At 65.0% G+C, this 19,769-nt stretch carries 26 protein-coding genes, 1 tRNA gene and 3 pseudogenes; 19 read left to right on the top strand and 11 right to left on the bottom strand.

Features of this window, described 5'->3' with window-relative positions; translation table 11 throughout:
- Nucleotides 1-10: 10 nt before the first annotated feature.
- The 5 genes from narI to ACVWW1_RS25585 are packed head-to-tail and all read left to right on the top strand — an operon-like array spanning nucleotide 11 to nucleotide 2,990.
- Entirely contained in the window at nucleotides 11-724 is a 714-nt protein-coding gene (gene narI, locus ACVWW1_RS25605) for a respiratory nitrate reductase subunit gamma (protein ID WP_456657846.1), read from the top strand.
- A 3-nt stretch (nucleotides 725-727) separates the two neighbouring features.
- Entirely contained in the window at nucleotides 728-1,552 is an 825-nt protein-coding gene (locus ACVWW1_RS25600; protein WP_456657845.1) for a peptidylprolyl isomerase, read from the top strand.
- A gap of 10 nt (nucleotides 1,553-1,562) precedes the next feature.
- Nucleotides 1,563-1,901: a hypothetical protein gene (locus tag ACVWW1_RS25595; protein ID WP_456657844.1), complete on the top strand. Its 339-nt coding sequence runs from the start codon at nucleotides 1,563-1,565 to the stop codon at nucleotides 1,899-1,901.
- Entirely contained in the window at nucleotides 1,898-2,470 is a 573-nt protein-coding gene (gene mog, locus ACVWW1_RS25590) for a molybdopterin adenylyltransferase (protein ID WP_456657843.1), read from the top strand. Before ACVWW1_RS25595 ends, mog begins: the two co-directional genes overlap by 4 nt.
- Complete coding sequence (locus ACVWW1_RS25585; RefSeq protein WP_456657842.1) at nucleotides 2,439-2,990, top strand: DUF2478 domain-containing protein; 552 nt, start codon at nucleotides 2,439-2,441, stop codon at nucleotides 2,988-2,990. The genes mog and ACVWW1_RS25585 overlap by 32 nt, the downstream gene beginning before the upstream one ends.
- Nucleotides 2,991-3,272: 282 nt before the next feature.
- On the opposite strand, the gene ACVWW1_RS25580 is transcribed toward ACVWW1_RS25585, so the two are convergent.
- Complete coding sequence (locus ACVWW1_RS25580) at nucleotides 3,273-3,527, bottom strand: hypothetical protein (RefSeq protein ID WP_456657841.1); 255 nt, start codon at nucleotides 3,525-3,527, stop codon at nucleotides 3,273-3,275.
- Between the two features lie 169 nt (nucleotides 3,528-3,696).
- Nucleotides 3,697-3,781: transfer RNA gene (locus tag ACVWW1_RS25575), tRNA-Leu, on the bottom strand.
- A 159-nt stretch (nucleotides 3,782-3,940) separates the two neighbouring features.
- On the opposite strand from ACVWW1_RS25575, the gene ACVWW1_RS25570 reads away from it, so the two are divergent.
- The gene (locus ACVWW1_RS25570; protein ID WP_342724606.1) at nucleotides 3,941-4,513 is read left to right on the top strand and encodes a disulfide bond formation protein B; all 573 of its coding nucleotides are present in this window, start codon (nucleotides 3,941-3,943) and stop codon (nucleotides 4,511-4,513) included.
- 37 nt (nucleotides 4,514-4,550) lie between these two features.
- Here ACVWW1_RS25570 and ACVWW1_RS25565 read toward each other — a convergent pair whose 3' ends face one another.
- Nucleotides 4,551-4,679, bottom strand: coding sequence for a hypothetical protein (locus tag ACVWW1_RS25565; protein WP_275948968.1), 129 nt, complete (start codon nucleotides 4,677-4,679; stop codon nucleotides 4,551-4,553).
- A gap of 332 nt (nucleotides 4,680-5,011) precedes the next feature.
- Here ACVWW1_RS25565 and ACVWW1_RS25560 point away from each other — a divergent pair, with 332 nt between their 5' ends.
- Genes ACVWW1_RS25560 through ACVWW1_RS25550 form a run of 3 tightly spaced genes read left to right on the top strand, consistent with a single transcriptional unit; the run spans nucleotide 5,012 to nucleotide 5,907 of the window.
- Nucleotides 5,012-5,296: a hypothetical protein gene (locus tag ACVWW1_RS25560; RefSeq protein ID WP_092126667.1), complete on the top strand. Its 285-nt coding sequence runs from the start codon at nucleotides 5,012-5,014 to the stop codon at nucleotides 5,294-5,296.
- Nucleotides 5,289-5,585: a hypothetical protein gene (locus ACVWW1_RS25555; RefSeq protein ID WP_092123562.1), complete on the top strand. Its 297-nt coding sequence runs from the start codon at nucleotides 5,289-5,291 to the stop codon at nucleotides 5,583-5,585. The genes ACVWW1_RS25560 and ACVWW1_RS25555 overlap by 8 nt, the downstream gene beginning before the upstream one ends.
- 37 nt (nucleotides 5,586-5,622) lie before the next feature.
- A complete protein-coding gene (locus tag ACVWW1_RS25550; RefSeq protein ID WP_092123564.1) occupies nucleotides 5,623-5,907 on the top strand; it encodes a DUF1488 family protein in 285 nt (94 codons plus the stop codon).
- Nucleotides 5,908-6,620: 713 nt separating this feature from the next.
- Here ACVWW1_RS25550 and ACVWW1_RS25545 read toward each other — a convergent pair.
- Nucleotides 6,621-7,712 (bottom strand): AbrB family transcriptional regulator, encoded by a 1,092-nt coding sequence (locus ACVWW1_RS25545; RefSeq protein ID WP_456657840.1) that lies wholly within the window; start codon nucleotides 7,710-7,712, stop codon nucleotides 6,621-6,623.
- 134 nt (nucleotides 7,713-7,846) lie between these two features.
- The gene (locus tag ACVWW1_RS25540; protein ID WP_173638811.1) at nucleotides 7,847-8,119 is read right to left on the bottom strand and encodes a PsiF family protein; all 273 of its coding nucleotides are present in this window, start codon (nucleotides 8,117-8,119) and stop codon (nucleotides 7,847-7,849) included.
- A gap of 206 nt (nucleotides 8,120-8,325) precedes the next feature.
- Between ACVWW1_RS25540 and ACVWW1_RS25535 the strand changes: the two are divergent.
- A pseudogene (locus ACVWW1_RS25535) lies at nucleotides 8,326-8,818 on the top strand (hypothetical protein).
- 64 nt (nucleotides 8,819-8,882) lie between these two features.
- On the opposite strand, the pseudogene ACVWW1_RS25530 reads toward ACVWW1_RS25535, so the two are convergent.
- Nucleotides 8,883-9,441: pseudogene (locus ACVWW1_RS25530) on the bottom strand (TetR/AcrR family transcriptional regulator).
- 93 nt (nucleotides 9,442-9,534) lie between these two features.
- Between ACVWW1_RS25530 and ACVWW1_RS25525 the strand changes: the two are divergent.
- The 6 genes from ACVWW1_RS25525 to ACVWW1_RS25500 all read left to right on the top strand — a co-directional run bounded on the left by ACVWW1_RS25525 (nucleotide 9,535) and on the right by ACVWW1_RS25500 (nucleotide 13,418).
- Nucleotides 9,535-9,969, top strand: coding sequence for an acyl-CoA thioesterase (locus tag ACVWW1_RS25525; RefSeq protein WP_456657839.1), 435 nt, complete (start codon nucleotides 9,535-9,537; stop codon nucleotides 9,967-9,969).
- Between the two features lie 5 nt (nucleotides 9,970-9,974).
- Nucleotides 9,975-10,421: a PaaI family thioesterase gene (locus ACVWW1_RS25520; protein ID WP_176533635.1), complete on the top strand. Its 447-nt coding sequence runs from the start codon at nucleotides 9,975-9,977 to the stop codon at nucleotides 10,419-10,421.
- 246 nt (nucleotides 10,422-10,667) lie between these two features.
- Nucleotides 10,668-11,054, top strand: coding sequence for a CidA/LrgA family protein (locus ACVWW1_RS25515; RefSeq protein ID WP_456657838.1), 387 nt, complete (start codon nucleotides 10,668-10,670; stop codon nucleotides 11,052-11,054).
- Nucleotides 11,051-11,773 (top strand): LrgB family protein, encoded by a 723-nt coding sequence (locus ACVWW1_RS25510; protein WP_456657837.1) that lies wholly within the window; start codon nucleotides 11,051-11,053, stop codon nucleotides 11,771-11,773. Before ACVWW1_RS25515 ends, ACVWW1_RS25510 begins: the two co-directional genes overlap by 4 nt.
- A 193-nt stretch (nucleotides 11,774-11,966) precedes the next feature.
- Nucleotides 11,967-12,704, top strand: a complete 738-nt coding sequence (locus tag ACVWW1_RS25505; RefSeq protein ID WP_229168957.1) for a sulfite exporter TauE/SafE family protein — start codon at nucleotides 11,967-11,969, stop codon at nucleotides 12,702-12,704.
- Between the two features lie 36 nt (nucleotides 12,705-12,740).
- Nucleotides 12,741-13,418, top strand: a complete 678-nt coding sequence (locus ACVWW1_RS25500) for a DsbA family protein (RefSeq protein ID WP_176533632.1) — start codon at nucleotides 12,741-12,743, stop codon at nucleotides 13,416-13,418.
- 16 nt (nucleotides 13,419-13,434) lie between these two features.
- Here ACVWW1_RS25500 and ACVWW1_RS25495 read toward each other — a convergent pair whose 3' ends face one another.
- Entirely contained in the window at nucleotides 13,435-14,037 is a 603-nt protein-coding gene (locus ACVWW1_RS25495; RefSeq protein ID WP_456657836.1) for a CGNR zinc finger domain-containing protein, read from the bottom strand.
- A gap of 74 nt (nucleotides 14,038-14,111) precedes the next feature.
- Here ACVWW1_RS25495 and ACVWW1_RS25490 point away from each other — a divergent pair, with 74 nt between their 5' ends.
- Entirely contained in the window at nucleotides 14,112-14,789 is a 678-nt protein-coding gene (locus ACVWW1_RS25490; protein ID WP_176533630.1) for an AzlC family ABC transporter permease, read from the top strand.
- Nucleotides 14,782-15,096 carry an AzlD domain-containing protein gene (locus ACVWW1_RS25485; protein ID WP_342709218.1) on the top strand — a complete coding sequence of 105 codons (315 nt, stop codon included), beginning with the start codon at nucleotides 14,782-14,784 and terminating at the stop codon, nucleotides 15,094-15,096. The genes ACVWW1_RS25490 and ACVWW1_RS25485 overlap by 8 nt, the downstream gene beginning before the upstream one ends.
- A gap of 9 nt (nucleotides 15,097-15,105) precedes the next feature.
- Here the strand turns inward: ACVWW1_RS25485 and ACVWW1_RS25480 are convergent, their stop codons facing one another.
- The gene (locus tag ACVWW1_RS25480; RefSeq protein WP_176533628.1) at nucleotides 15,106-15,312 is read right to left on the bottom strand and encodes a hypothetical protein; all 207 of its coding nucleotides are present in this window, start codon (nucleotides 15,310-15,312) and stop codon (nucleotides 15,106-15,108) included.
- A gap of 101 nt (nucleotides 15,313-15,413) precedes the next feature.
- Here ACVWW1_RS25480 and ACVWW1_RS25475 point away from each other — a divergent pair.
- Nucleotides 15,414-15,770: pseudogene (locus ACVWW1_RS25475) on the top strand (oxidoreductase); the annotation flags it as partial.
- Between the two features lie 119 nt (nucleotides 15,771-15,889).
- Here the strand turns inward: ACVWW1_RS25475 and ACVWW1_RS25470 are convergent.
- The 3 genes from ACVWW1_RS25470 to ACVWW1_RS25460 form a co-directional block, all read right to left on the bottom strand.
- Nucleotides 15,890-16,957, bottom strand: coding sequence for a carboxylesterase family protein (locus ACVWW1_RS25470; protein ID WP_456657835.1), 1,068 nt, complete (start codon nucleotides 16,955-16,957; stop codon nucleotides 15,890-15,892).
- A gap of 12 nt (nucleotides 16,958-16,969) precedes the next feature.
- Nucleotides 16,970-17,941, bottom strand: coding sequence for a S1C family serine protease (locus ACVWW1_RS25465; protein ID WP_456657834.1), 972 nt, complete (start codon nucleotides 17,939-17,941; stop codon nucleotides 16,970-16,972).
- A gap of 144 nt (nucleotides 17,942-18,085) precedes the next feature.
- Nucleotides 18,086-19,603: an AMP-binding protein gene (locus ACVWW1_RS25460; protein ID WP_456657833.1), complete on the bottom strand. Its 1,518-nt coding sequence runs from the start codon at nucleotides 19,601-19,603 to the stop codon at nucleotides 18,086-18,088.
- Between the last annotated feature and the right edge of the window lie 166 nt (nucleotides 19,604-19,769).

The raw sequence follows: 19,769 nt of genomic DNA, 5'->3' as shown, positions 1-19,769 counted from the left end.
GAGCGAAGCGATGGAAACACTCAATTTGATCGTCTTCGGCTGGTATCCTTATCTCTGCCTGACGGTGTTCCTTTTCGGCAGCTTGTTCCGATTCGATCGCGAGCAATACACATGGCGTACCGGATCGAGCCAGTTGCTGCGGCGGCGACAATTGATCTGGGGCTCCAATCTGTTCCATGTCGGCATTCTCGTGATCTTCGTCGGCCATTTCGTCGGGCTTTTGACGCCGATCTGGGTGTTCGACATGCTTGGCGTCTCGCACGGCTTCAAGCAGATGCTTGCGATCGTTGCCGGCGGCCTGGCCGGCCTGATGTGCCTGGCCGGGATTTCGCTATTGACGCACCGGCGGCTGCTCGATCCGCGCATCCGCTCCAATTCATCGTTTGGCGATACCGCGATTTTGCTGCTGCTGTTCGCGCAATTGCTGTTGGGCCTTGCGACCATCCCGGTCTCGCTGGGTCACCTTGATGGTCATGAAATGGTGAAATTCATGGGATGGGCGCAAGGCATCGTGACGCTGCAGCCCGGCGTTGCCGCCAATGTCCTGGACGTTCATCCGATCTTCAAGGCGCATCTCGTGCTCGGCATGACGCTGTTCCTGTTGTTTCCGTTCACCCGGCTGGTTCACGTCTGGAGCGCGCCGGTCTGGTACCTTGGCCGGCGTGGCTACCAGATCGTCCGCAGCCGCGATGGCGCCATGCGTCCGATTCAGCCCGCGGAGTAGGTCATGGATTGTTCGATCACCAATACGCTGCCGAAGCCGAAGACCATCAGCGTCAACGGCACGACGATCTCGCGCGAGGTCATCGCCCGGGAGGTGCAGAATCATCCGGCGGAAAAGCCGATCCTGGCGTGGCAGGCGGCGGCACGCGCGCTGGTCGTGCGCGAATTGCTGTTGCAGGAATCACGGCGTCTGGGCATCGAGGCCGAGCCGCTGCGCGATCCGGAAGGACGCTCCGAGACGGCGGAAGAGGCGGCAATGCGCGCCTTGATCGAGCGCGAAGTCGTCACGCCGGAACCCGACGAGGCCGCATGTCTGCGGTTCTATGAACAGAACCGCCAGCGCTTCCGCTCTGGCGATCTCTACGAGGCTGCGCACATTCTGATCGCGGCGCCGGGCAGCGATCCCGCCAAGCGAACCGCCGCGCGCGCCACCGCCGATACCATCCTGTCTGCGGTCACGGCCAAACCCGCTTCGTTCGCGGATTTTGCGCGGAGCCATTCGGACTGCAAGACCTCGGCCGAAAACGGCGGTCATCTCGGCCAGCTGACGCGAGGCCAAACAGTTGCCGAATTCGAGACCGCGCTGCAGCGCATGCAGCCCGGAGAGTTCGCCATCGCCGAAACCCGCTACGGCTTTCATGTGGTCCGGCTCGACCAGCATGCACCCGGGCAAATGCTTCCGTTCGAACTCGCGCGCGGCCGTATCGCCGATTATCTCGCGACCAGCGTCCAGCATCGTGCGCTGGCGCAGTATGTGTCGATCCTGGCCGGCCGTGCTGAAATCACCGGCATTGCGCTCGCGGCGTCGGCATCGCCGCTCGTGCAGTAGGAGAATTGTCATGCAGCTTGGCAAGATCATCCGTGGCTTTAGCGACGAAGTGCCAGCCAGCGAAGCGCTGCTTGCCTGCAACGACATCGTGCTGTTCGCGCAGGTCGGGCAAGCTGCTGAGCGTTACGACGAGACTGTAGGCGAATATGCGGCGGGCGCGGTGCGGCGCTTCGCCAACCTGGCGGTGAGCGAGGATTGGCTCGGACTGATGAATGTGATCGAGCGCGCGAACGATCCCGGCATCGACTGTCTGGCCTACATGGTCAGATGGTCGCTGAAGCAGGACGAGGCACCGCCGGTGCAGGCGCATCAAGGATGCACCTGCGGAGGAAACGGAGGCTGCTCTTGAACCACGAGCGCTGCCATGACGACGTTGCTCCGGGTTCGCATGGCCTCGTGCGGGTCGGCATCCTCGTGATCTCCGACCGCGCCAGCCGCGGCGAATACAGTGACGAGAGCGGCAAGGCGATCAACAGTTTCCTCAACAAAACGGTGCACTCGAACTGGATCGCCGTGATGAAGGTCGTTCCGGACGGAATCGACAGCGTCGCCGAGGCGCTGGTCGAAATGTCCGACCGGGAGGACTGCGACCTCGTGCTCACCACCGGCGGCACCGGGCCGGCGCCGCGCGATCTGACGCCGGAGGGAACGCGGATGGTGATCACGCGGGAGCTCGAGGGTTTCGGTGAGTTGATGCGCCGCGTTAGCCTGGAGCAGGTGCCGACCGCCATTCTCTCGCGCCAGATTGCGGGCACCCGTGGGCATTGCCTGATCGTCAATCTGCCCGGGCGGCCGTCGGCGATCGAGGTCTGTCTGAATGCCGTATTCCCGGCGATTCCATATTGTCTCGACCTGATAGGCGCCCGTCCAATTGAGGTGAACCCCGATGTCTGTCACGCCTTTCGCCCAGGCGCATGAGCTTTCGCCCGGGCACGCCCGGCCGGTCGCCGCGATCGTCTACGCCGACGAGGCCTTTCCCGACGCGACCTTCCAGACCCTCGTCCAATGCTGCCGCGCGCTGGGACTGACGCTCGCTGGCGTCCTGCAGCATCAGGCCTTCGACGGCGGCGATCGTCGGTGCGATGTGGTTCTCCAGGATCTGGCTACGGGCTATCGCACGGCCTTGTTCGAGAACCGGGGCACCGGCGCGCGCGGATGCCGGCTGGACGAGGCGGCGCTTGCCGAAGCCAGCGCCAGGATCGAGGGAAGTCTGGAGCATGCGCCGCAGCTCCTCATCCTCAACAAGTTCGGCAAGGTCGAGTGCGAAGGCGGCGGACTGCGCGATCTGATCGCGAGCGCCATCGACCGCGGAATTCCGGTCGTAATCGGCGTACCAAAGCGAAATATTGACGCCTGGCGAAATTTCGCTGGTGAATTGGCGGTAGAGCTGGAAGATGACGCCGACGAGGTCGATCGGTGGCTACGAAGTCTACTGTAGCAGAATTTTGCCTGCTCGAGGATCTGGCCGGCCAACCAGCTGTCAAGGCTTGGCGTATTGCTTGGTGGTCCTCAAATGAATGCCGTAGCGCAAGGTGGACGAATACGAACAACGCCCCTATCCGTCACGTGATCAAAATACAAAGCTTATTGGCTGTCTCGCGATATCCCATAATTTTTCAGTATGCGAATGACCGTTGTTGGCCCCAATGCGGCCGTTTGCGAATCGGCTTACGATTTGCCCCCAAACGGCTCCCAACCGTGACCCTAGTCGGGCGCCCAATTAATTCGTCGATACAATGCGTTGCTGTACGTGGGCTGGGGTCCGACTTGGACGCTGATCGAGCGTCAGACCCCACGCCGCATAACAGCCTGCGCTCGTCCGGCGTGGCATCAGATAGAGACCGCCGCCGGTCACGTCGGAAATCTTGGCGGGGCTCCACGCGCCCTCGTTGAATTTCGGTCGGACGGCGCGGCAGTCGACGTCGGTCCTGATCAGCTTGGGGTTGCCGCACGCGCTATCGTTCTTGCGGACCATCTGCTCAATTTCATTGTTCGGAATAGCGAAGGTCGCCGCGAACGTTTGTTCTCCCGAGATACCAACGAAAATGCCAACAAACCGGACGGCTGTGGTGAACTTTCACGCGTATTTTCAACGCGCCACGAAAATTTTCCTTGAAAATATGGAAGCAAACCATCAGTCAGTCTGGTGCCCCTGGCCGGAATCGAACCAGCACTCCTTGCGGAACTCGATTTTGAGTCGAGCGCGTCTACCAGTTCCGCCACAGGGGCATTCGCGGTGGTCCAGGCCGAGACGGGGCCGGGGTCGCGAAGCGCGGCGGACTATAGCGGGCGGCCCGTCACGGTCAACCCGCGCGGATGTGATTGTCCCGCGCCTCGACAGCGGTATTTTCACGCGATACGACCCGGGCTGAGCATGGAGCAAGGGCCATGACCCTGCCGAACGATGCTCGCAGGAGGACTGCCGTGACGCTCGCCACCGCTCATCCGTCGGATGCTTCCGCCACCGGCAATCCGGCGCTGACCTCGGCCCTGGCGATTGCCGTGATCGCGGCGGCGACGCTGGCCGGCGCCTGGTTCTTCCAACTGGTGCTGGAGATCATGCCCTGTCCGCTCTGCCTCGAGCAGCGCTATGCCTATTACCTCGCGGTCCCGCTCGGCGCCGTGGTGGCGCTCGCGGCCGCCCGTGGCGCGGCGCGCCCGGTGCTGCTCGCGGGCCTTGTGATCCTCGGCCTCGCCGCGCTGGCCAATGCCGGGCTCGGCGCCTATCACGCCGGGGTCGAATGGGGGTTTTGGCAGGGACCGACCGACTGCACCGGCCCGATGGTGGATTTCGGCAAGGCCGGCTCGCTGCTGGATCAGCTCGACAAGGTCAAGGTGGTCCGCTGCGACGAGGTGCAGTGGCGCTTCCTCGGCATCTCGCTTGCCGGCTACAACGTGCTGATCTCGCTCTTGATGGCCGCGATCGCCGGCTGGGGCGTGGCGAAGGCGGCCAAGGTCTGACTGAGTGGCCTGATCTACAGGCCTTGTCTCAATCGATCTATTTCTTCTTCCCCGGCGTGAAGCTCGGCTGTCCGCCCTTCAGGCTGGGAGCCGCGGCGATCACCTTGATCTTCTCCTTCTTGGGCTTCTTGACCTCGCGGTTGCCGTGTCGCTCGCCTTTGGACATGTCGGTCTCCCTCTGGTTTATCGAGATCATCGACTCGGTCAGAGCCTGCCTCCGGAGCAGTCCCGAACGTCGACGTGGATTTGCTTTGCCGGAAGTGATGGTGATCGATCGTAGGCCGATCGCACCCGAATAGCGAGCGCCAAAGCGGTTTGCGGCGCGCGGCGGCAACAACACGCAGGATGGTATGAGGAGCGGTCTTTGCCCCTCGTTCGGCGAGAAAGCCAGGAACACCAGGAAAACCAACAAGAAAGCATTGGCTATTGCCGCCGAAGCGGCGCATGCTGCCAATGGGGCCGCGCACCGGCGCAAGGCGTTTCGCAAAAGGCTGGCCCATGACCATGCGCTCCCGACGTGAAGTCGTCACCTTCCAGCATCCATTCCGGATCAGAGGCATCGATCGTGAATTGCCCGCAGGCGCCTATGAGGTCATCACCGACGAAGAGGCGATCGAAGGGCTCTCGTTCGCGGTGTTCCGCCGTGTCGCCACGATGATCATCGTCCCGGCACAAGGCTCGCGCGGATTGACGACGGAGATGGTGTCGATCGGCTCGGTCGATCTGGCGGACGCCCAGCGTATCGACGCGAGCGCATCCAACGCGAGCGCATCCAATGACTGACGAACCGCTCGAGCTCGATCGCCGCCGCGGCATGGCAGCCCAGAAAGCCACCGATATTCGCCGTGCGCTGGCGGAAATCGAGACCCATGCGAGGGATCTGCGCGAACGGCAGGCCTCGCTCGAAACCGGACTGCTGGCAGTACCTGCGACGTCGTGGCCGGAGGTGGCCGCCAAGGCGCGCTACGTCCTGAATCTGTACGCCGCGAGCCTGCCGCCGGAGGATACAAGGCATCGCGATCTGGTCACGGCAATTCTCGAGGATTTTGTGCGCCTCACCGAGCCGCGATGAACCAGAACCACTTCGCGGCTTCGAAGGAGCTGGTCACATGACGCTTACCCAGGGTCGCTTCATCAGCTACGAATACGACCGGATGGTCGTGCTGTTTTCGATGCATGACGACGAGAAGGAGATCCATTGCGCGATCTCGACCTCCGCCATGGATGAATTGGAAGGCGGGGCGCTCGGGCGCGCGGGCCACCGCGAGACTCAGTTCATGCGGCTGCGCGAGCGCATCGAGGCCTGCGCCGATGGCAAGTACCAGGCGAAGGAGTTCGAGGGGGCGCCGCCCCGGATCATCCTGCGCAGCATCGATTTCCGGAAGCCAAGGTAGAGGATTCCCTGTGCGAAGGCCCTGACGCGCGTGTCAGGTGTTTCAAGGTGGAGGCTATCCCGCCGTCACCGTTCCCGATCATGCGCGACAGACGAGCCCATGCTGATCATCGTGCACCGCGTCCCCGTCGAGTTGTTGCTGTTGGCCAATGAGACGTTGTTGCGCCTCAAGAGCCGACGCAATCTCGTCGCCACGCTTATGAGCGAGCAGCGCCCGAGATATACGATCTCCGAGATCCATGGTGCGAGCAGCCGGCTGACTGCGCTTTGGCGCGCAGTCGCCAGAGAGCGGCCTCGAGGAATGGAGCGAAGCACAGCCCGATTCGGTCTATGCCCGGATCACCGAGCCGTTGTGGCACGCTGCAGCCGTCGCGAAACTGCAAATGGACCGGGACGAGGAGCTATGGTTCGATCCCGGCGAACTGACAGCGTTGGCGCGATCGTTCCGCGATCAGCCGGGCCAGTCGACGGCCGAGGCATGATCGGGATTGGAACTGCAGGGTAGGTAGAGCCAACGGATCCGCGCAAAGCGCGGCCCGGAAACCCACCACGCTTCCACGGTTAAGGCCCGTGTCCGCCTCTCAATCCGTCATGCTGAGGAGGCCGCGCTTGCGGCCGTCTCGAAGCATGCACGGCCACCAGCCGGGCCGTTCATCCTTCGAGGCTCGCTCCGCTCGCACCTCAGGATGACGGAATTAACGGGTGAGCCTTGGCCTAATCGTCGACGTCGTCCTGCGGCCGTCCGAACAGGTGGATGATGCCCGGCGTCGAGATGGTGACGAACAGGAAGCGCGACAGATGATGCGCGCCGACGAAGATCGGGTCGATGTGCAGCGTCAGCGCCAGCGCCAGCGCCAGCATCGCGTCCATTGCGCCGGGCGCGAAGGCGACCACGACGTCGGCGAGCCGCACATGGGTGGTGAAGCCGATCACCGCGACGAACACGGCCGAGATTGCGATCGCGATCGCGAATGAGCCGAGCCCGGCATTGACGTGGCTCAGCAGGGTCGAGGTCTTCATGCGTGCAAACCGGGTCCCGATCAGCGCGCCGATGCCGACCAGCGCGACGTTGCGCAGCCAGGGCGGCAGGCCGCCATCGACTAGGCCCGAGCCATGCAGCAGGCTGGAGGCGAGCATCGCGCCGAACATCCAGCTGGCGGGGAATTTGATCCAGCGCAGCAGCAGCGAGACGCCGATCGACCCGGCGACCAGGGCGACAAGGCCGAACGGCGAGGCGACCGTCGTCGGCAATGGCGGCGGCGCCGCGTGCGTCACGCCGGTCAGGGCCAGCACCAGCGGCAGCGCCGCGGTCAGGATGATGACGCGCATGGTCTGCACCACGGCGATCGCCGCGACGTCGGCGCCTTTTTCCGCGGCGAGGATCGTGATCTGCGAGAGCGCGCCGGGGCTGCCGGCGAGGAAGGCCGAGGTCTGGTCCCAGCCATGCATGCGCTGCAAATAGACGCTCGAGCCGAAGGTCGAGCAGAACGTCGCCAGCGCCAGCAGGGCGATGGTGAGCGGGTAAGAGCTCATGTGCTGCAGCAATTGCTGCGACATCAGCGAGCCCAGCGAGATGCCGAGCAGCAGCAGCACCGATTGCGTCAGCACCGGCGGCACCGCGAGCGGCCGTCCGGCCAATGCGGCGATCGCAACCGCGCACATCGCACCGGAGATCAGCCCGCCCGGCAATCCCGCCCATAAAAACAGCAAGCCGCCGCCGGCGCCGATGACGAGTGTCTCGAGCCCGTTCAGAACTTTGCTGCGGTCGGGAATGGCGGTCGCCATCGAAGCGCGGATCAGGGTCACGCCGCCTTATGGCAAATTCGCAACCACGGGACAATTGCATCTCGCGATTGCAGCATTGCGCCTCGGCTCGCCCGGCGCACAGATTTTCACCCTCCCCGGCGGGGAGGGTGAAGGATGTCAGATACGTCTACGCGTTACTTCGCGGCCGGCGCGGCGGCAGCGCCGCCCGCCTTCTTACACTCGGAGCGGAATTTCTTGCGCTCCTTGCCGTGCAAGCCCTTGGCATCGGCTTGCTTCGAGCACTCCAGCGACTCGGCGGTGCGCGGCTTGGCTTCCTTGGCCATCTTGGCGTCGGCCTTCGGAGCGGCCTCCTTGGCGGCGGGCGCGGCGGTTTGCGCGAAGGCTCCGCCCATCAGCAGCAGGGAGGCAAGGGCGGTTGCAGTCGCCAGCGTGGAAATCTTCTTCATGGGGCACCTCGTGAGGGAAGGAGCCGAAACGTTGCGCGGCGATGATGAACCGTCGATGAATATGCGGTGGTCCGGCCGCCACAATATTTTAACAGCCAAGGGCGTCCGCACGTTGTCGCAAGTCGGGGTTGCGCTAGGATAATGGTCTTACGCCGATGCCCCCAGGGGAAACCTCACGGGAAACCAGGGATGACGGGAGACCAGGGATGACCATTCAGACCAGATTGTTGTGTGTGATTGCGGTGTCGGGCTTTGCAGCCTTTGCGGCGAGCGCGCCGGCGCAGGCCCTGACCGCGCAGGAATGCAGCGCCAAGTACCAGGCGGCCAAGACGGCCGGCACCCTCAACGGCCAGAAGTGGAATGATTTCCGCAAGGCGCAATGCGGCGCCGACGCGACCCCGGCCGCGGCGCCCGCCGCTCCGCCGCCCGCTGCCGCCGCGCCTGCTCCGGCCGCGCCGAAGGAAGCCAAGCGGGAAGCCGCTCCCGCCGCGGCACCGGCCGCACCGGCAGGGCCCGCCGTGTTTCCGAACGCGGTCGATCCCAAATACGCCAAGGAGTCCGAAGGCAAGCAGCGCATGCCACACCTGCGTGGACCAGTACAATGCCAACAAGACCACCGGCGGCAATGGTGGCCTGAAGTGGATCCAGAAGGGCGGCGGCTATTACAGCGAGTGCAACAAGCGCCTGAAGGGCGCCTGAGCCAGCCGAAGCGAGCTTGACAGGCGGCCGGCGTAAGCCGGCCGTTTTTTCTTTGGCGCGAGCGCTATTGGTTTTCCGCGAGCAGCTTGTCCGCCGATTGTGCCAGCAGTTGCGCGCGCTTGCGCGGGCCGCGTTCGAGAAACAAGAGGCTCTGGCCGAAGATGAAGCAGTAGAACAGGAACGCCTGCGCATCGGCTTCCTCGACCGGTAGCCCGGTGGCGCGATAGAGCTGGCCGACATTCTTCAGCCGCGCGGCATCGACGCTCGCGGCGGCGGAGGCCGCGGCTTCGTCGGTGCGCGCCCATTGCCGGATCGCGAGCTCCACCGCCATCGCCTCGGTGTTCATGCGCTCCGAATAGAGCGTGATGATCGCCTTCAGCCCGTTCGCGCGCGCTGGCGCCGTCAAGCGCGGTCTGCTTCTCGATCGCCGCGATGCGGCCGTCGCGCCAGCGCGTCAGCATGGCCTCGAGCAGCGCGGCGCGATCCCTGAAGCGGCGGTAGAAGCCGCCCTTGGTGACGCCCAGATTCTTCGCCAGCACCTCGACCCGCACGCCGTCGACGCCGGTATGCGCGAGCTCGGCAAAGCCGGCCGCGACCCAGACGTCGCCCTTGCTTTCAGTCATGTGATCTCCGCGGAGCGGTCCCGATACGGTGCCGTATTGCTAGCCCGCTTCGTGCCTGATACGCTACCGTATCAGAAATCGAAGGAGGGGACGATGGAGGGCGAGGCGACCTATCGCGGCACGGTCTATCCTTGGCATTGTGACCACATCGGCCACATGAACGTCATGTGGTATGTCGGCAAGTTCGACGAGGCGAGCTGGAACATGTTCGCGCGGCTCGGGCTGACGCCGAGCTATCTGCGCGAGTCCGGCCGCGGCATGGCAGCCGTGCAGCAGAACATCTCCTACCAGCGCGAACTGCTTGCCGGCGACCTCGTCGAGGTCAAGAGCCGGCTGCTCGAGTTCCGCGACAAGTCGGTCCGCATCCTGCATGAGATGCGCAACGCGGAGACCGGCGACATCGCCGCGACCTGCGAGATCGCGGCCGTGCACATCGATCGCGCCGCGCGCAAATCGGCGCCGTTCGCGCCGGCGATCCGCTACGCCGCGATGCCGCACCTCGTGCCGTCAGAGCCGGTGACTGCGTGACCGCCATGCCCCGTTTCGAGCCGAAGAATCCCGACTTCCGCGCAGTTGCCACCGCCACATTCGCGCGCCAGCGCGCAATGCAGACGCTTGGTATCTCGATCGCACGCATGGAGCCGGGCGAGGTCGATCTCGCGATGCCCTACGCGCCGGAGTTCTGCCAGCAGAACGGATTCGTGCATGCCGGGATCATCACCGCGGGGCTCGACAACGCCTGCGGGATCGCCGCCTTCACGCTGATGCCCGAAGGCTCCGACATCCTCACGGTGGAGTTCAAGACCAATCTCCTGGCGCCGGCCCGCGGCGAGCGGTTCGTGTTCCGCGGCGTCGTGGTCAAGCCAGGCCGCACGCTGACGGTCTGCGACGGCCGCGCCTATGCCGTGCAGGACGGCATCGAGACGCTCGTCGCGACCATGAGCGGGACGCTGATGGCGCTGGCACGGCGGGAAGGGTAGCCGCGCTAAACTATCCCCGTCATGCTGAGGAGCCGCGCAGCGGCGTCTCGAAGCATGCACGGCCCGGCCGGTGGCCGTCGATCCTTCGAGACGCGCTACGCGCTCCTCAGGATGACGGGTCTGAGAGTCGCGACGGACCTGAGAGATCGGCGTGCCCAGCATTTGCGCATCTGACCGAGGCGAGCGCATTGACAACCTTTCACCGCGACGACCTGATACGCGCATGCTTCGCGTGAGCGCCTTGTCATGATCGCCAGCCTCAGTCTGATCCTGCTCTGTCAGTTGGTCGGCGAGGTTGCCGTGCGGGCGCTGGCCGTGCCGGTGCCGGGACCGGTGGTCGGGCTGGTGCTGCTGCTGGTGCTGCTTCTGGCGCGCGACCGGCTTCCGGTGCTCGCGCGCGGGCCGCTGGGCCATGACGGGGTCGAGAGCGCGAGCCGCGGCATGCTTGCCAATCTCTCGCTGCTGTTCATTCCGGCCGGCGTCGGCGTGGTGCAGAAGCTCGATCTGCTCGCCGAGCACGGCATCGCGATCCTGGTGATCCTCGCGGTTTCGGTCATCGTCACGCTGCTGGCGACGGTCGCGACCTTCGTCGCGGCGAGCAGCCTTCTTTCGCGCGAGGAGGAGAACCCGTGAGCGACAATCCGTTCTCGCTCTGGGTCTATCTCTCGCAGTCGCCGCTGCTCTGGCTGACGGTGACGCTGCTGACCTATGCGGCGACCGACGCGGTGTCGCTGAAGACCCGCCGGCACCCGCTCGCCAATCCCGTGCTGCATTCGCTGTGGATCATCGGTGCGTTCCTGCTGCTGACCGGGACCTCCTACACCACCTATTTTGCCGGCGCGCAGTTCGTGCACTTCCTGCTCGGGCCGGCGACGGTCGCCCTCGCAGTGCCGCTCTACGAGAACCGCAGGCGGGTTGCGGCCGCGGTCCTGCCGATGCTGCTCGCGCTCGCGGTCGGCTCGCTCACCGCGATCGTCTCGGTGGTGCTATTGGCGCGGGCCTTCGGTCTGCCGCGTGACATCATCCTGTCGCTGGCGCCGAAATCGGTGACGGCCGGCGTTGCCATGGGCATCAGCGAATCCCTGCATGCCGATCCCTCGCTGACGGCGGTCTCCGTGATCCTCACCGGCATCATGGGGGCGATCATCGTCACGCCCTTGATGAACTTCACCGGCGTCACCGACTTCCGTGGCCGCGGCTTTGCCGCCGGCATCGCCGCCCATGGCATCGGCACCGCGCGCGCCTTCCAGGTCGACGAGGTCGCAGGCGTTTTTGCCGGGATCGCGATGAGCCTGAACGCGCTGGTCACCTCGCTGCTGGTGCCGCTGGCCGTGACATATCTGCTGCGCTGAGCATGATCCGGAAAAGTGGAGACCGGTTTTCCGAAAAGATCATGCTCAAATAGAGAGACACTGGTTGCAGGGCAGTTTTGTGCTATTGGTATGGCGTTGCGGAGCAAATCCTTCTAGGGTTGCGGCCTCAAACGCGAGTCTGTTCCCCTTGGTCTTCTCCGCAACTCAGAGCGTGCTTGGCCTGGCATCGGGCATGCTGGTTGGCTTTTCGCTGGGCCTGGTCGGCGGCGGCGGGTCGATCCTTGCCGTGCCGCTGATGGTCTATGTGGTCGGGGTGCCCCAACCGCATGTCGCGATCGGCACCTCGGCGATCGCGGTCGCCGCCAACGCCGCGATCAACCTCTCCAACCACGCCCGCGGCGGCACCGTGATCTGGTCCTGCGCACTGGTGTTCGCGCTGTCAGGCATGTTCGGCGCTTTCGGCGGCTCGATCCTCGGCAAGATGCTGGACGGGCAGAAGCTGCTGGCGCTGTTCTCGATCGTGATGCTGGTGATCGCGGGCCTGATGCTGAAGACCCGCGCGCGGGTCGGGCTGACCGACGTCAAGATCTCGATGGCCAACACGCCCGCGATCGTAGGTCTCGGGCTTGTGACCGGAACCATGTCCGGCTTCTTCGGCATCGGCGGCGGCTTCCTGATCGTGCCGGCCTTGATGCTGGCGACCGGGATGCCGATCATGAACGCGGTCAGTTCGTCGCTGGTGGCGGTTACCGCCTTCGGCGTGACCACGGCCTTGAGCTATGCGTGGTCCGGGCTGGTGTCGTGGGGCCTGGCGGGGCTATTCGTCGCCGGCGGCATCGCGGGCGGCCTGCTGGGCACACGGAGCGCCCGGCACCTGTCGGAACGGCGCGGCGCCCTCAATATCGTGTTTGCGACTGTGATTATCGTCGTGGCGATCTATATGCTGCTGCGTAACATCAATGTGTCCTGAACGTAGAAGGGCGAGGAGCCCTTCCGGAAGCGAGCTATGAACCATCTGACGAAATCACCCCTCGACAACGCCGGCGCCACCCGGCGCGGCGCGCTCGGCCTCATCGGTGCCGGCATTGCGCTGCTGGCCGCGGGAGGCGCGCGCGCCGAGGACGACAATGTCCTGACCGAGGAACAGGTGCTGCGCGATCCGGATATTCCGGTGATCGGCAATCCCAAGGGCGACATCACGATCGTCGAATGGTTCGACTACAACTGCCCGTATTGCCGCAAGCTCGCGCCGGAGCTCCGCCAGGTGGTGCAGGACGACGGCAAGGTTCGCCTGGTGCTGAAGGATTGGCCGATCCTCGGGCCGGTGTCGAAGGTCGCGGCGCGGATGGCGCTGGCGGCGAAGTACCAGGACAAGTTTGAAGCCGCGCATGAGGCGATGATCTCGGTCAATTCGCGCATCACCGAGCCGCGCATTGCCGAGCTGCTGTCGGGCGCCGGCCTCGACATGGACCGCCTGAAGAAGGATCTCGACGCCAACGCCAAGGCGATCGACGCAGTTTTGGCGCGTAACAACGAGCAGGCGCAGGCATTCGGCTTCAACGGGACGCCGTCGTTCATTGTCGGCAAGTATCGCGTGCCGGGCGTGCTCAGCATCGATCAGTTCGAGCAGGTGATCGCCGACGCGCGCAAGGCCAATATGGGCCGGAAGACCGAGCAGAACTAAACCCCTTGGCGTTCACTCACGTAGAGCCTTTCCGCTTAGCATAGGCGCGCCGCGCGCGCTCGCGGTTGCCGCACACTTCGCTCGAGCACCATCTGCGGGTCCGGTTCGGGCTCTCGTCGACGAAGAACCAGCCGCAGCCGTCAGCCTCGCAGCATCCGATGCGGCTCGCGTCATCGGACGCCAGCAGGGCCGTCAGCGACCACAGCACCGGCCACAATGGCTCCGTCACGTCGGTCCCCGCCAGCGCATGGCGATAGCCTCGATGCTGCCGCACAAGCTCGGGCTGCCGCGGAGCTGCCGATAGCATCTGATTGACGAGACGGAGGTCCACGCTGCGGCCACCGCGGAGCGCGTCGGAAATCGCCCAGATGTCGCGACGCAAATCATGCGCCTTCTGCATCGCGGCCACGGCAACGCTGCTCGCCGAATGGGCTTTCAGCTTCCTGATCGCGGCGAGCGGCAAGGTCCCGCGTCGCTCGCTCCAGGACAATAGCGCAGCGTAATCCGGGATCAGCTCCTGCGGATCGTTCGACGTCCGCCAGTCGAGCGTGTTCGCGAAGTCGAGGCAGACCCGTCCACCGAAGAACTGCGTCGCTGCCCGCGCGGGATCCCTTGACATCACGGCCTCTCACCGAGTTTAATCTAACGGTCATGACCATTACAAGTACCCAACCGCCTCGACGCGCCCCAACGATGACGGCCGCCGGATTCAGGCGGGGCCTGGTCGCGGCCTTGCCATTCCTGCTCAGCAATGGCGCCGCTGGCCTAGTGATGGGACTGACCTACAAGGGGCTTGGGCTGGGGGCGCCGCAAGCGATTCTGTTCAGCCTGCTCGTCTACTCCGCTACGGCCCAGGCGATCACGCTGAGCATGTGGGCAAGCCCACTGCCGGTTGCCGCCATGGTCGTTGCCTGCATCGCCACCAATTCGCGATACTTACTGATGGGCGCCCATCTGCGCCAGCTGTTTGGCGGACTAGCCCCCCGGAAGATCCTGCTCAGCCTGTTTCTGCTCGCGGATGCGTCGTGGCTGATGACGAGTTCGGATGCAGACCGCAACGGACCCGACGCCGGCTATCTGCTGGGGGCGAGCATCCCGATGGCGATCGGCTGGGTCGGCGGCACCGCGCTCGCCTATGCCGCCCCGCTCGCAACGAATGGACCGCTGAGGCTCGCCGCCGCACTGCTGCCGACGATGTTCATTGCGACCCTGCTTCCCAGCCAGTGGAAGAACGCGACATCTCCGTGGCCGTGGCTGACCTCGGCGGTCGTCGCGCTCCTGGTCAGCCGATTCGTGGATCCCAGCTGGTCCATGCTGATCGGGGGCGGATGCGGCACGCTCGTCAGCATGATGGAGCGGACCGATGCGTGACCTGATGAAGAACTTGGACGTTCTCGGTGTGATCTTCATCCTCGGGCTGACATGCTATGCCATGCGCGCCGGTGGATACGTCCTCGCCGCGTCGATGCGCGACGACGGCATCGCCGCCCGGTTTCTCCGGCTCGCGCCCGGCAATTTGTTCATCGCATTCATTGTTGGCGGTTGCCTGTCCGGCGGGCTGGCAGGTCTCGTCGGAACGATGGTCGCGCTCGTGACGATGGCTGTCACGGCGAGGGAGTGGGCCGCGTTAGGTGCCGGCTTCGGTGCGGCCTTGGCGGCGTCTACGATCGGGCTGTGACGTCAGCGGTTATTTCGACGCGATCTTGTCCCACTGCTCGCGGGTGCGCGTTTTCAGCAGGTTCCAGTCATGGGCTGCAACATCCCAATTCACGATGGTGCGGGTATCCTGCGCCACTTCGCCATTGGCGACGCTCGACGTCCGCATCGAATCGTAGACGTAGACGCCGCAAACCAGCAGCAGCGCGCCCAAAATCATGCCGAAAAACGTCCGCATCGCTCAATCCCTCCGGTGTCGGCGGGATAACGTCGTGGGGTTCGCTGTGGTTCCGCCGATCGATCAACTGCGCGCGAACACCCGCATCCCGCGAGCTAAGGGGCATCGAGACCTCGATCATCGCCCGGCGCCTTCACCGGCGGCACCAACCACTTCGCGCATTCCGGCCGTCCCGCCGATCAGGCACGCGCCGCCGAATATGAAGCCGGTCCCTAAGCCGGATTCAGCGAGCAGATCATGAAAGCGTTTTCGGCGATCGCGCCCGAAGATGCCGAGGCGCCGTTCGTCGCGATTGTCAAAGTCGTCGACACCCGTTCGGCAAGCGGCCGTTCCGCGTCCGTATCGATCCGACCCAGGACGGTGCCGAGGTCGCCTTCGGCGTGATCGACCGCGTCCGCAACGAGATGCTGCACCGGGTCGGCTTCTCAGATCTGCTCAAGCCGCGGGTGAACGAGTAAATCCGGCACGCTCCATCCACGTCATTGCGAGCGAAGCGAAGCAATCCACCTCAGCGCAAGCGGAGGCATGGATTGCTTCGTCGCTTCGCTCCTCGCAATGACGAATGAGCGAGTTCTTCTTATTCCCCACTCAGCCACCGAAAAATCTCCGTATTGATCTCGCGCGGATAGGTGTGGCTGAGATCGTCGATCTCGCGATAGATCACCTTGGCGCCGGCAGCCGACAGCAAGCCCTGGGTCTGCCGCGCGGTCTGCACCGGGAACATCCAGTCGAGCCGGCCATGGGTGATGAAGATCGGCAAGCCGCGCAGCCGCTCGGCATCGGCCATTTCGGCCATCAGCGGATGGAAAGTCGCGGCAACCGGAGCCAGATGCGTGAAGCGCGAGGCGCCGTCGAGCCCGCTCACATAGCTGAACGTGCCGCCGTCGCTCATGCCGGTCAGCAGCATGCGGGTCTCGTCGATGCGCCAGCGCGCGCGCACCTGGTCGATGATGCGGTTGAGGTTCGGCGTGTCGGTGTCGTCGCCCATCAGTGCCCAGGTCTGCCCGGTTGCGGTCGGCGCCACCAGGATGGCGCCGCGGCTGCGCGCATCGCGCAGCCAGCTCCACAGGAAGCCGCGGCCGTTGCCGCTGCCGCCGTGCAGCGCCATCACCAGCGGCCAGCTGCGATCAGGCGTGTAATACTCAGGCACATACATCGAGAAGCCGCCGCGGCTGCCCGGTTCGTTGCGCTCGTGGAAGATGCCGGTGTCGGAGTTCGGCGTGGCCGCGAGCTTCGACTGCAGGTCGGCGTCCTCGCGCAAGTCGGGCGCGATGAAGAAGCCGCTGACCGGCGGCAGCTCGGTCAGCGGATAGAGCGCCTCCTGTGCGCGCGGCAGATAGCGCAGCGCGCGGAACACGCTGACCAGATCGCCCTCGCCATTCTGCACCGCGCGCAGGCCGGCATAGCCGGCCAGTGCCGGTTCGATCGCAGCCTCCAGTGCGGTCTTGATGTGCGCGAATTTCTCCGGCCAATCGGCAAGCCGCGGCCGCACCGCCTGCAGGGCCTCCTCAGGCTCGCCCGCGATCTGCATCACGCGATCGAAGTCCGGCGGATTGAGGTTGCGTGCAACAAAGGACAGCGATTCCAGCGTCTGCAACAGCGGCGGCAGCACGGCCACGATGTCGTCAACCACGGCCTCGCTCATCTTTTCTTTCTCTTAATGCAGCCGCGGCGCCTTCAACAGCTTCATGCGGTCGATCGAGGTCAGGGTCACGTCGAAGGTGACGCCCTCATGGTAGATGGTCAGCGGCACGTCGACGCCGGCTGCGCCGAGCGACCAGAGCTTGCGGTAGAAGCCGGTCTGGCTCGTCACCTTGTCGCCGTCGACCGCGAGGATCACGTCGCCGGTCTTCAGCTCGGCGCGCGCCGCCGGTCCCTTGCTGGCGACGCCGACCACCACGAGGCGGTTGTCGATCTCGGTCGTGTACATGCCGAGCCACGGCCGCGCCGGCCGGTCGACACGGCCGAACTTGCGCAGGTCGCTCAGCACCGGCTTAAGCAGGTCGATCGGAACGATCATGTTGACATGCTCGGCGCGGCCCGAGCGTTCGCGTTCGAGCTGCAGCGAGCCGATGCCGATCAGCTCGCCGGCATTGTTGATCAGTCCGGTGCCGCCCCAGTTCGGATGCGACGGATAGGTAAAGATCGCCTCGTCGAGCAGATATTCCCAGTAGCCCGCGAACTCCTGCTTCGCCGCGATCTGGCTCGCGACCGAGCGCGTGCGGCCGCCGGCGCCGCCGAGCACGACATTGTCGCCGACCTGCGTCGCCGCCGACGAGCCGATCGGCAGCGGCTTGATGTCGAGCCGTCCCAGCGCCTGCACCAGGCCGAAGCCGGATTCGAAATCGAAGCCGAGTGCGTGGCCCTCGACCGCGCGGCCATCGCCGAGATGCAGCCACACCGTGGCGGCTTCAGTGATCAGATAGCCGATCGTCAGCACCAGCCCGTCGTCGATCAAGACGCCGTTGCCGGCGCGCTCGGTGCCGAGCGTCTCGGCGCTGAAGGCGTCAGGCGGAATGATCGAATGCAGCCCGATCACGCTCGCCAGCGCACGATCGAGGTCGTAGCGGTAATCTTCGGGGCGGGGCTGAAAGGCCGCCGGCACTTTCCATTCGGTGGTGGAGGGCATCAAGGATCTCCTGGCGTGCAGGGCGCTGGAACCTCATGGTAGTCCGAGGTTCTGCCGGCAGGGAAGATGGAATGATATACCTTGCGCGGCGGCCTGCACAGCTCATCTGGCGTGCAGAGCTGCCCCTCGCAAGATGAACTGAACCTAATCGCTTTTTGCTGCCGCACGCGCCGGCATGATGCGGAAAGCGCGGTCCTGCTTGATCCAGGCGGCGCGCTCGTCGCGCAGCAAGGTGCGGCGAACCTTTCCGGAATCATCGCGGGGCGCCGTACCGACGCGCTCGAAACTTTCCGGATGCTTGTAGCGGCTGAGCCGGTCCTTCAGGAAGTCGCCCATGCCGTCGGCGATCTTCTGCGCATCGGCAGTCTCGGCGAGTTCGAGGATCGCATGCACGCGCTGGCCGAATTCCGGATCGGGCAATCCGACCACGACGCAGGAGCGCACCTCGGGATGCTCGCTCACCGCGGCCTCGACCTCGGCCGGATAGATGTTGGCGCCGCCGCGCAGCACCATATCGGCGAGCCGGTCGCCGAGATAGAGATAGCCTTCCTCGTCGAGCCGGCCGATATCGCCGAGCGATTCCCAACCGTCCGGCCGCCGCTTCGGCGATGCGCCGAGATAGTGATAGGTCGAGCCGGCACCGTCATTGGGCAGGAAGTAGATCTCGCCGGTCTCGCCGGGCGCGACGTCGTTGCCGTCCTCGCCGATGATGCGCAAGCGCGCGGTCTCGCCGATCCTGCCGACCGAGCCCTTGTGCGCCATCCACTCGACGCCCGAGATCACGCAGGCGCCCTGCCGCTCGGTGCCGCCGTAGAGCTCCCAGACCCGCTCCGGCCCGAGCCATTCGATCCACTTCTCCTTCAGCCAGGGCGGCATCGGAGCAGCCATGTGAAACACGATTTGCAGGCTGGAGACGTCGTAGCGGTTGCGCACCTCTTCGGGCAGCGCCCAGATCCGGTGCATCATGGTCGGCACGAAGTTGACCCATTGCACGCGCTCACGCGCGATCAGCCGCAGCATCTCCTCGGCGTCGAACTTCACCATGCCGGTCAGCCGTCCGCCGCCGAACAGCGCGGAGTGCGACAGGATGAACGGCGCGTTGTGATAGAGCGGACCCGGGTTGAGCACCGATGCCTCATGTGGCATGCCGAGCGGCAGCGGTGTCGTGGTTTCGATCACGGCGGGGTTGTGGTCGAGGATCACCTTCGGCCGCCCGGTCGAGCCGCCGCTCGTCATCGCCTTCCAGTAGCGCGCGACCGGTGCATCGAGCGGCTCTTCGGAAAATCCTTCCGGCACGAAATCCACCGGCAGCGAATTCGGCGCATTCCAGTCGGCCTCGCCGCCGACCACCAGCGACGGTTTCAGGATCTCGAGCACCGCGGCGGCCTCGCCGCGCGGCAGCCGCCATGACAGCGAGGTCGGCGTCGCGCCGCATTTCCACACCGCAAAAGTGGTCTCGAAGAATGCATTGCTGTTGGGCAGTCCGATCGCGACGAAGTCGCCGGGCTTGACACCCTTGGCGGCAAAGGCGCGCGCCCGTGCATTGGCGCGACGTTCGAGCTCGTGCCAGGTCAGCGTATCCGCGCCATGGCTGACAGCGATCGCATCAGCGGGTTTGCGTTCGGCATACCAGCGCGGCACGTCGGCGAGGGGGATCAGCATGGGGCGTTTCCGGAAGACAGAGGCGGCTTGAAGCGCTCTTGTTGCAGGGATGTGGCCAAGGCCACTGCCGCCACTTCACCAACTATGCGGTCTCCGTGTCAAGCCGACGGCTGCTGAGGTGACCGGTATCCCGCTGATGGAATTGCGGAATCCTCGTTTGCTAAAA

It is taken from the genome of Bradyrhizobium sp. JR3.5, assembly GCF_054057015.1.
Note: the sequence above shows the minus strand (reverse complement) of the source record. Positions and strands in the feature narration are given on the sequence as shown.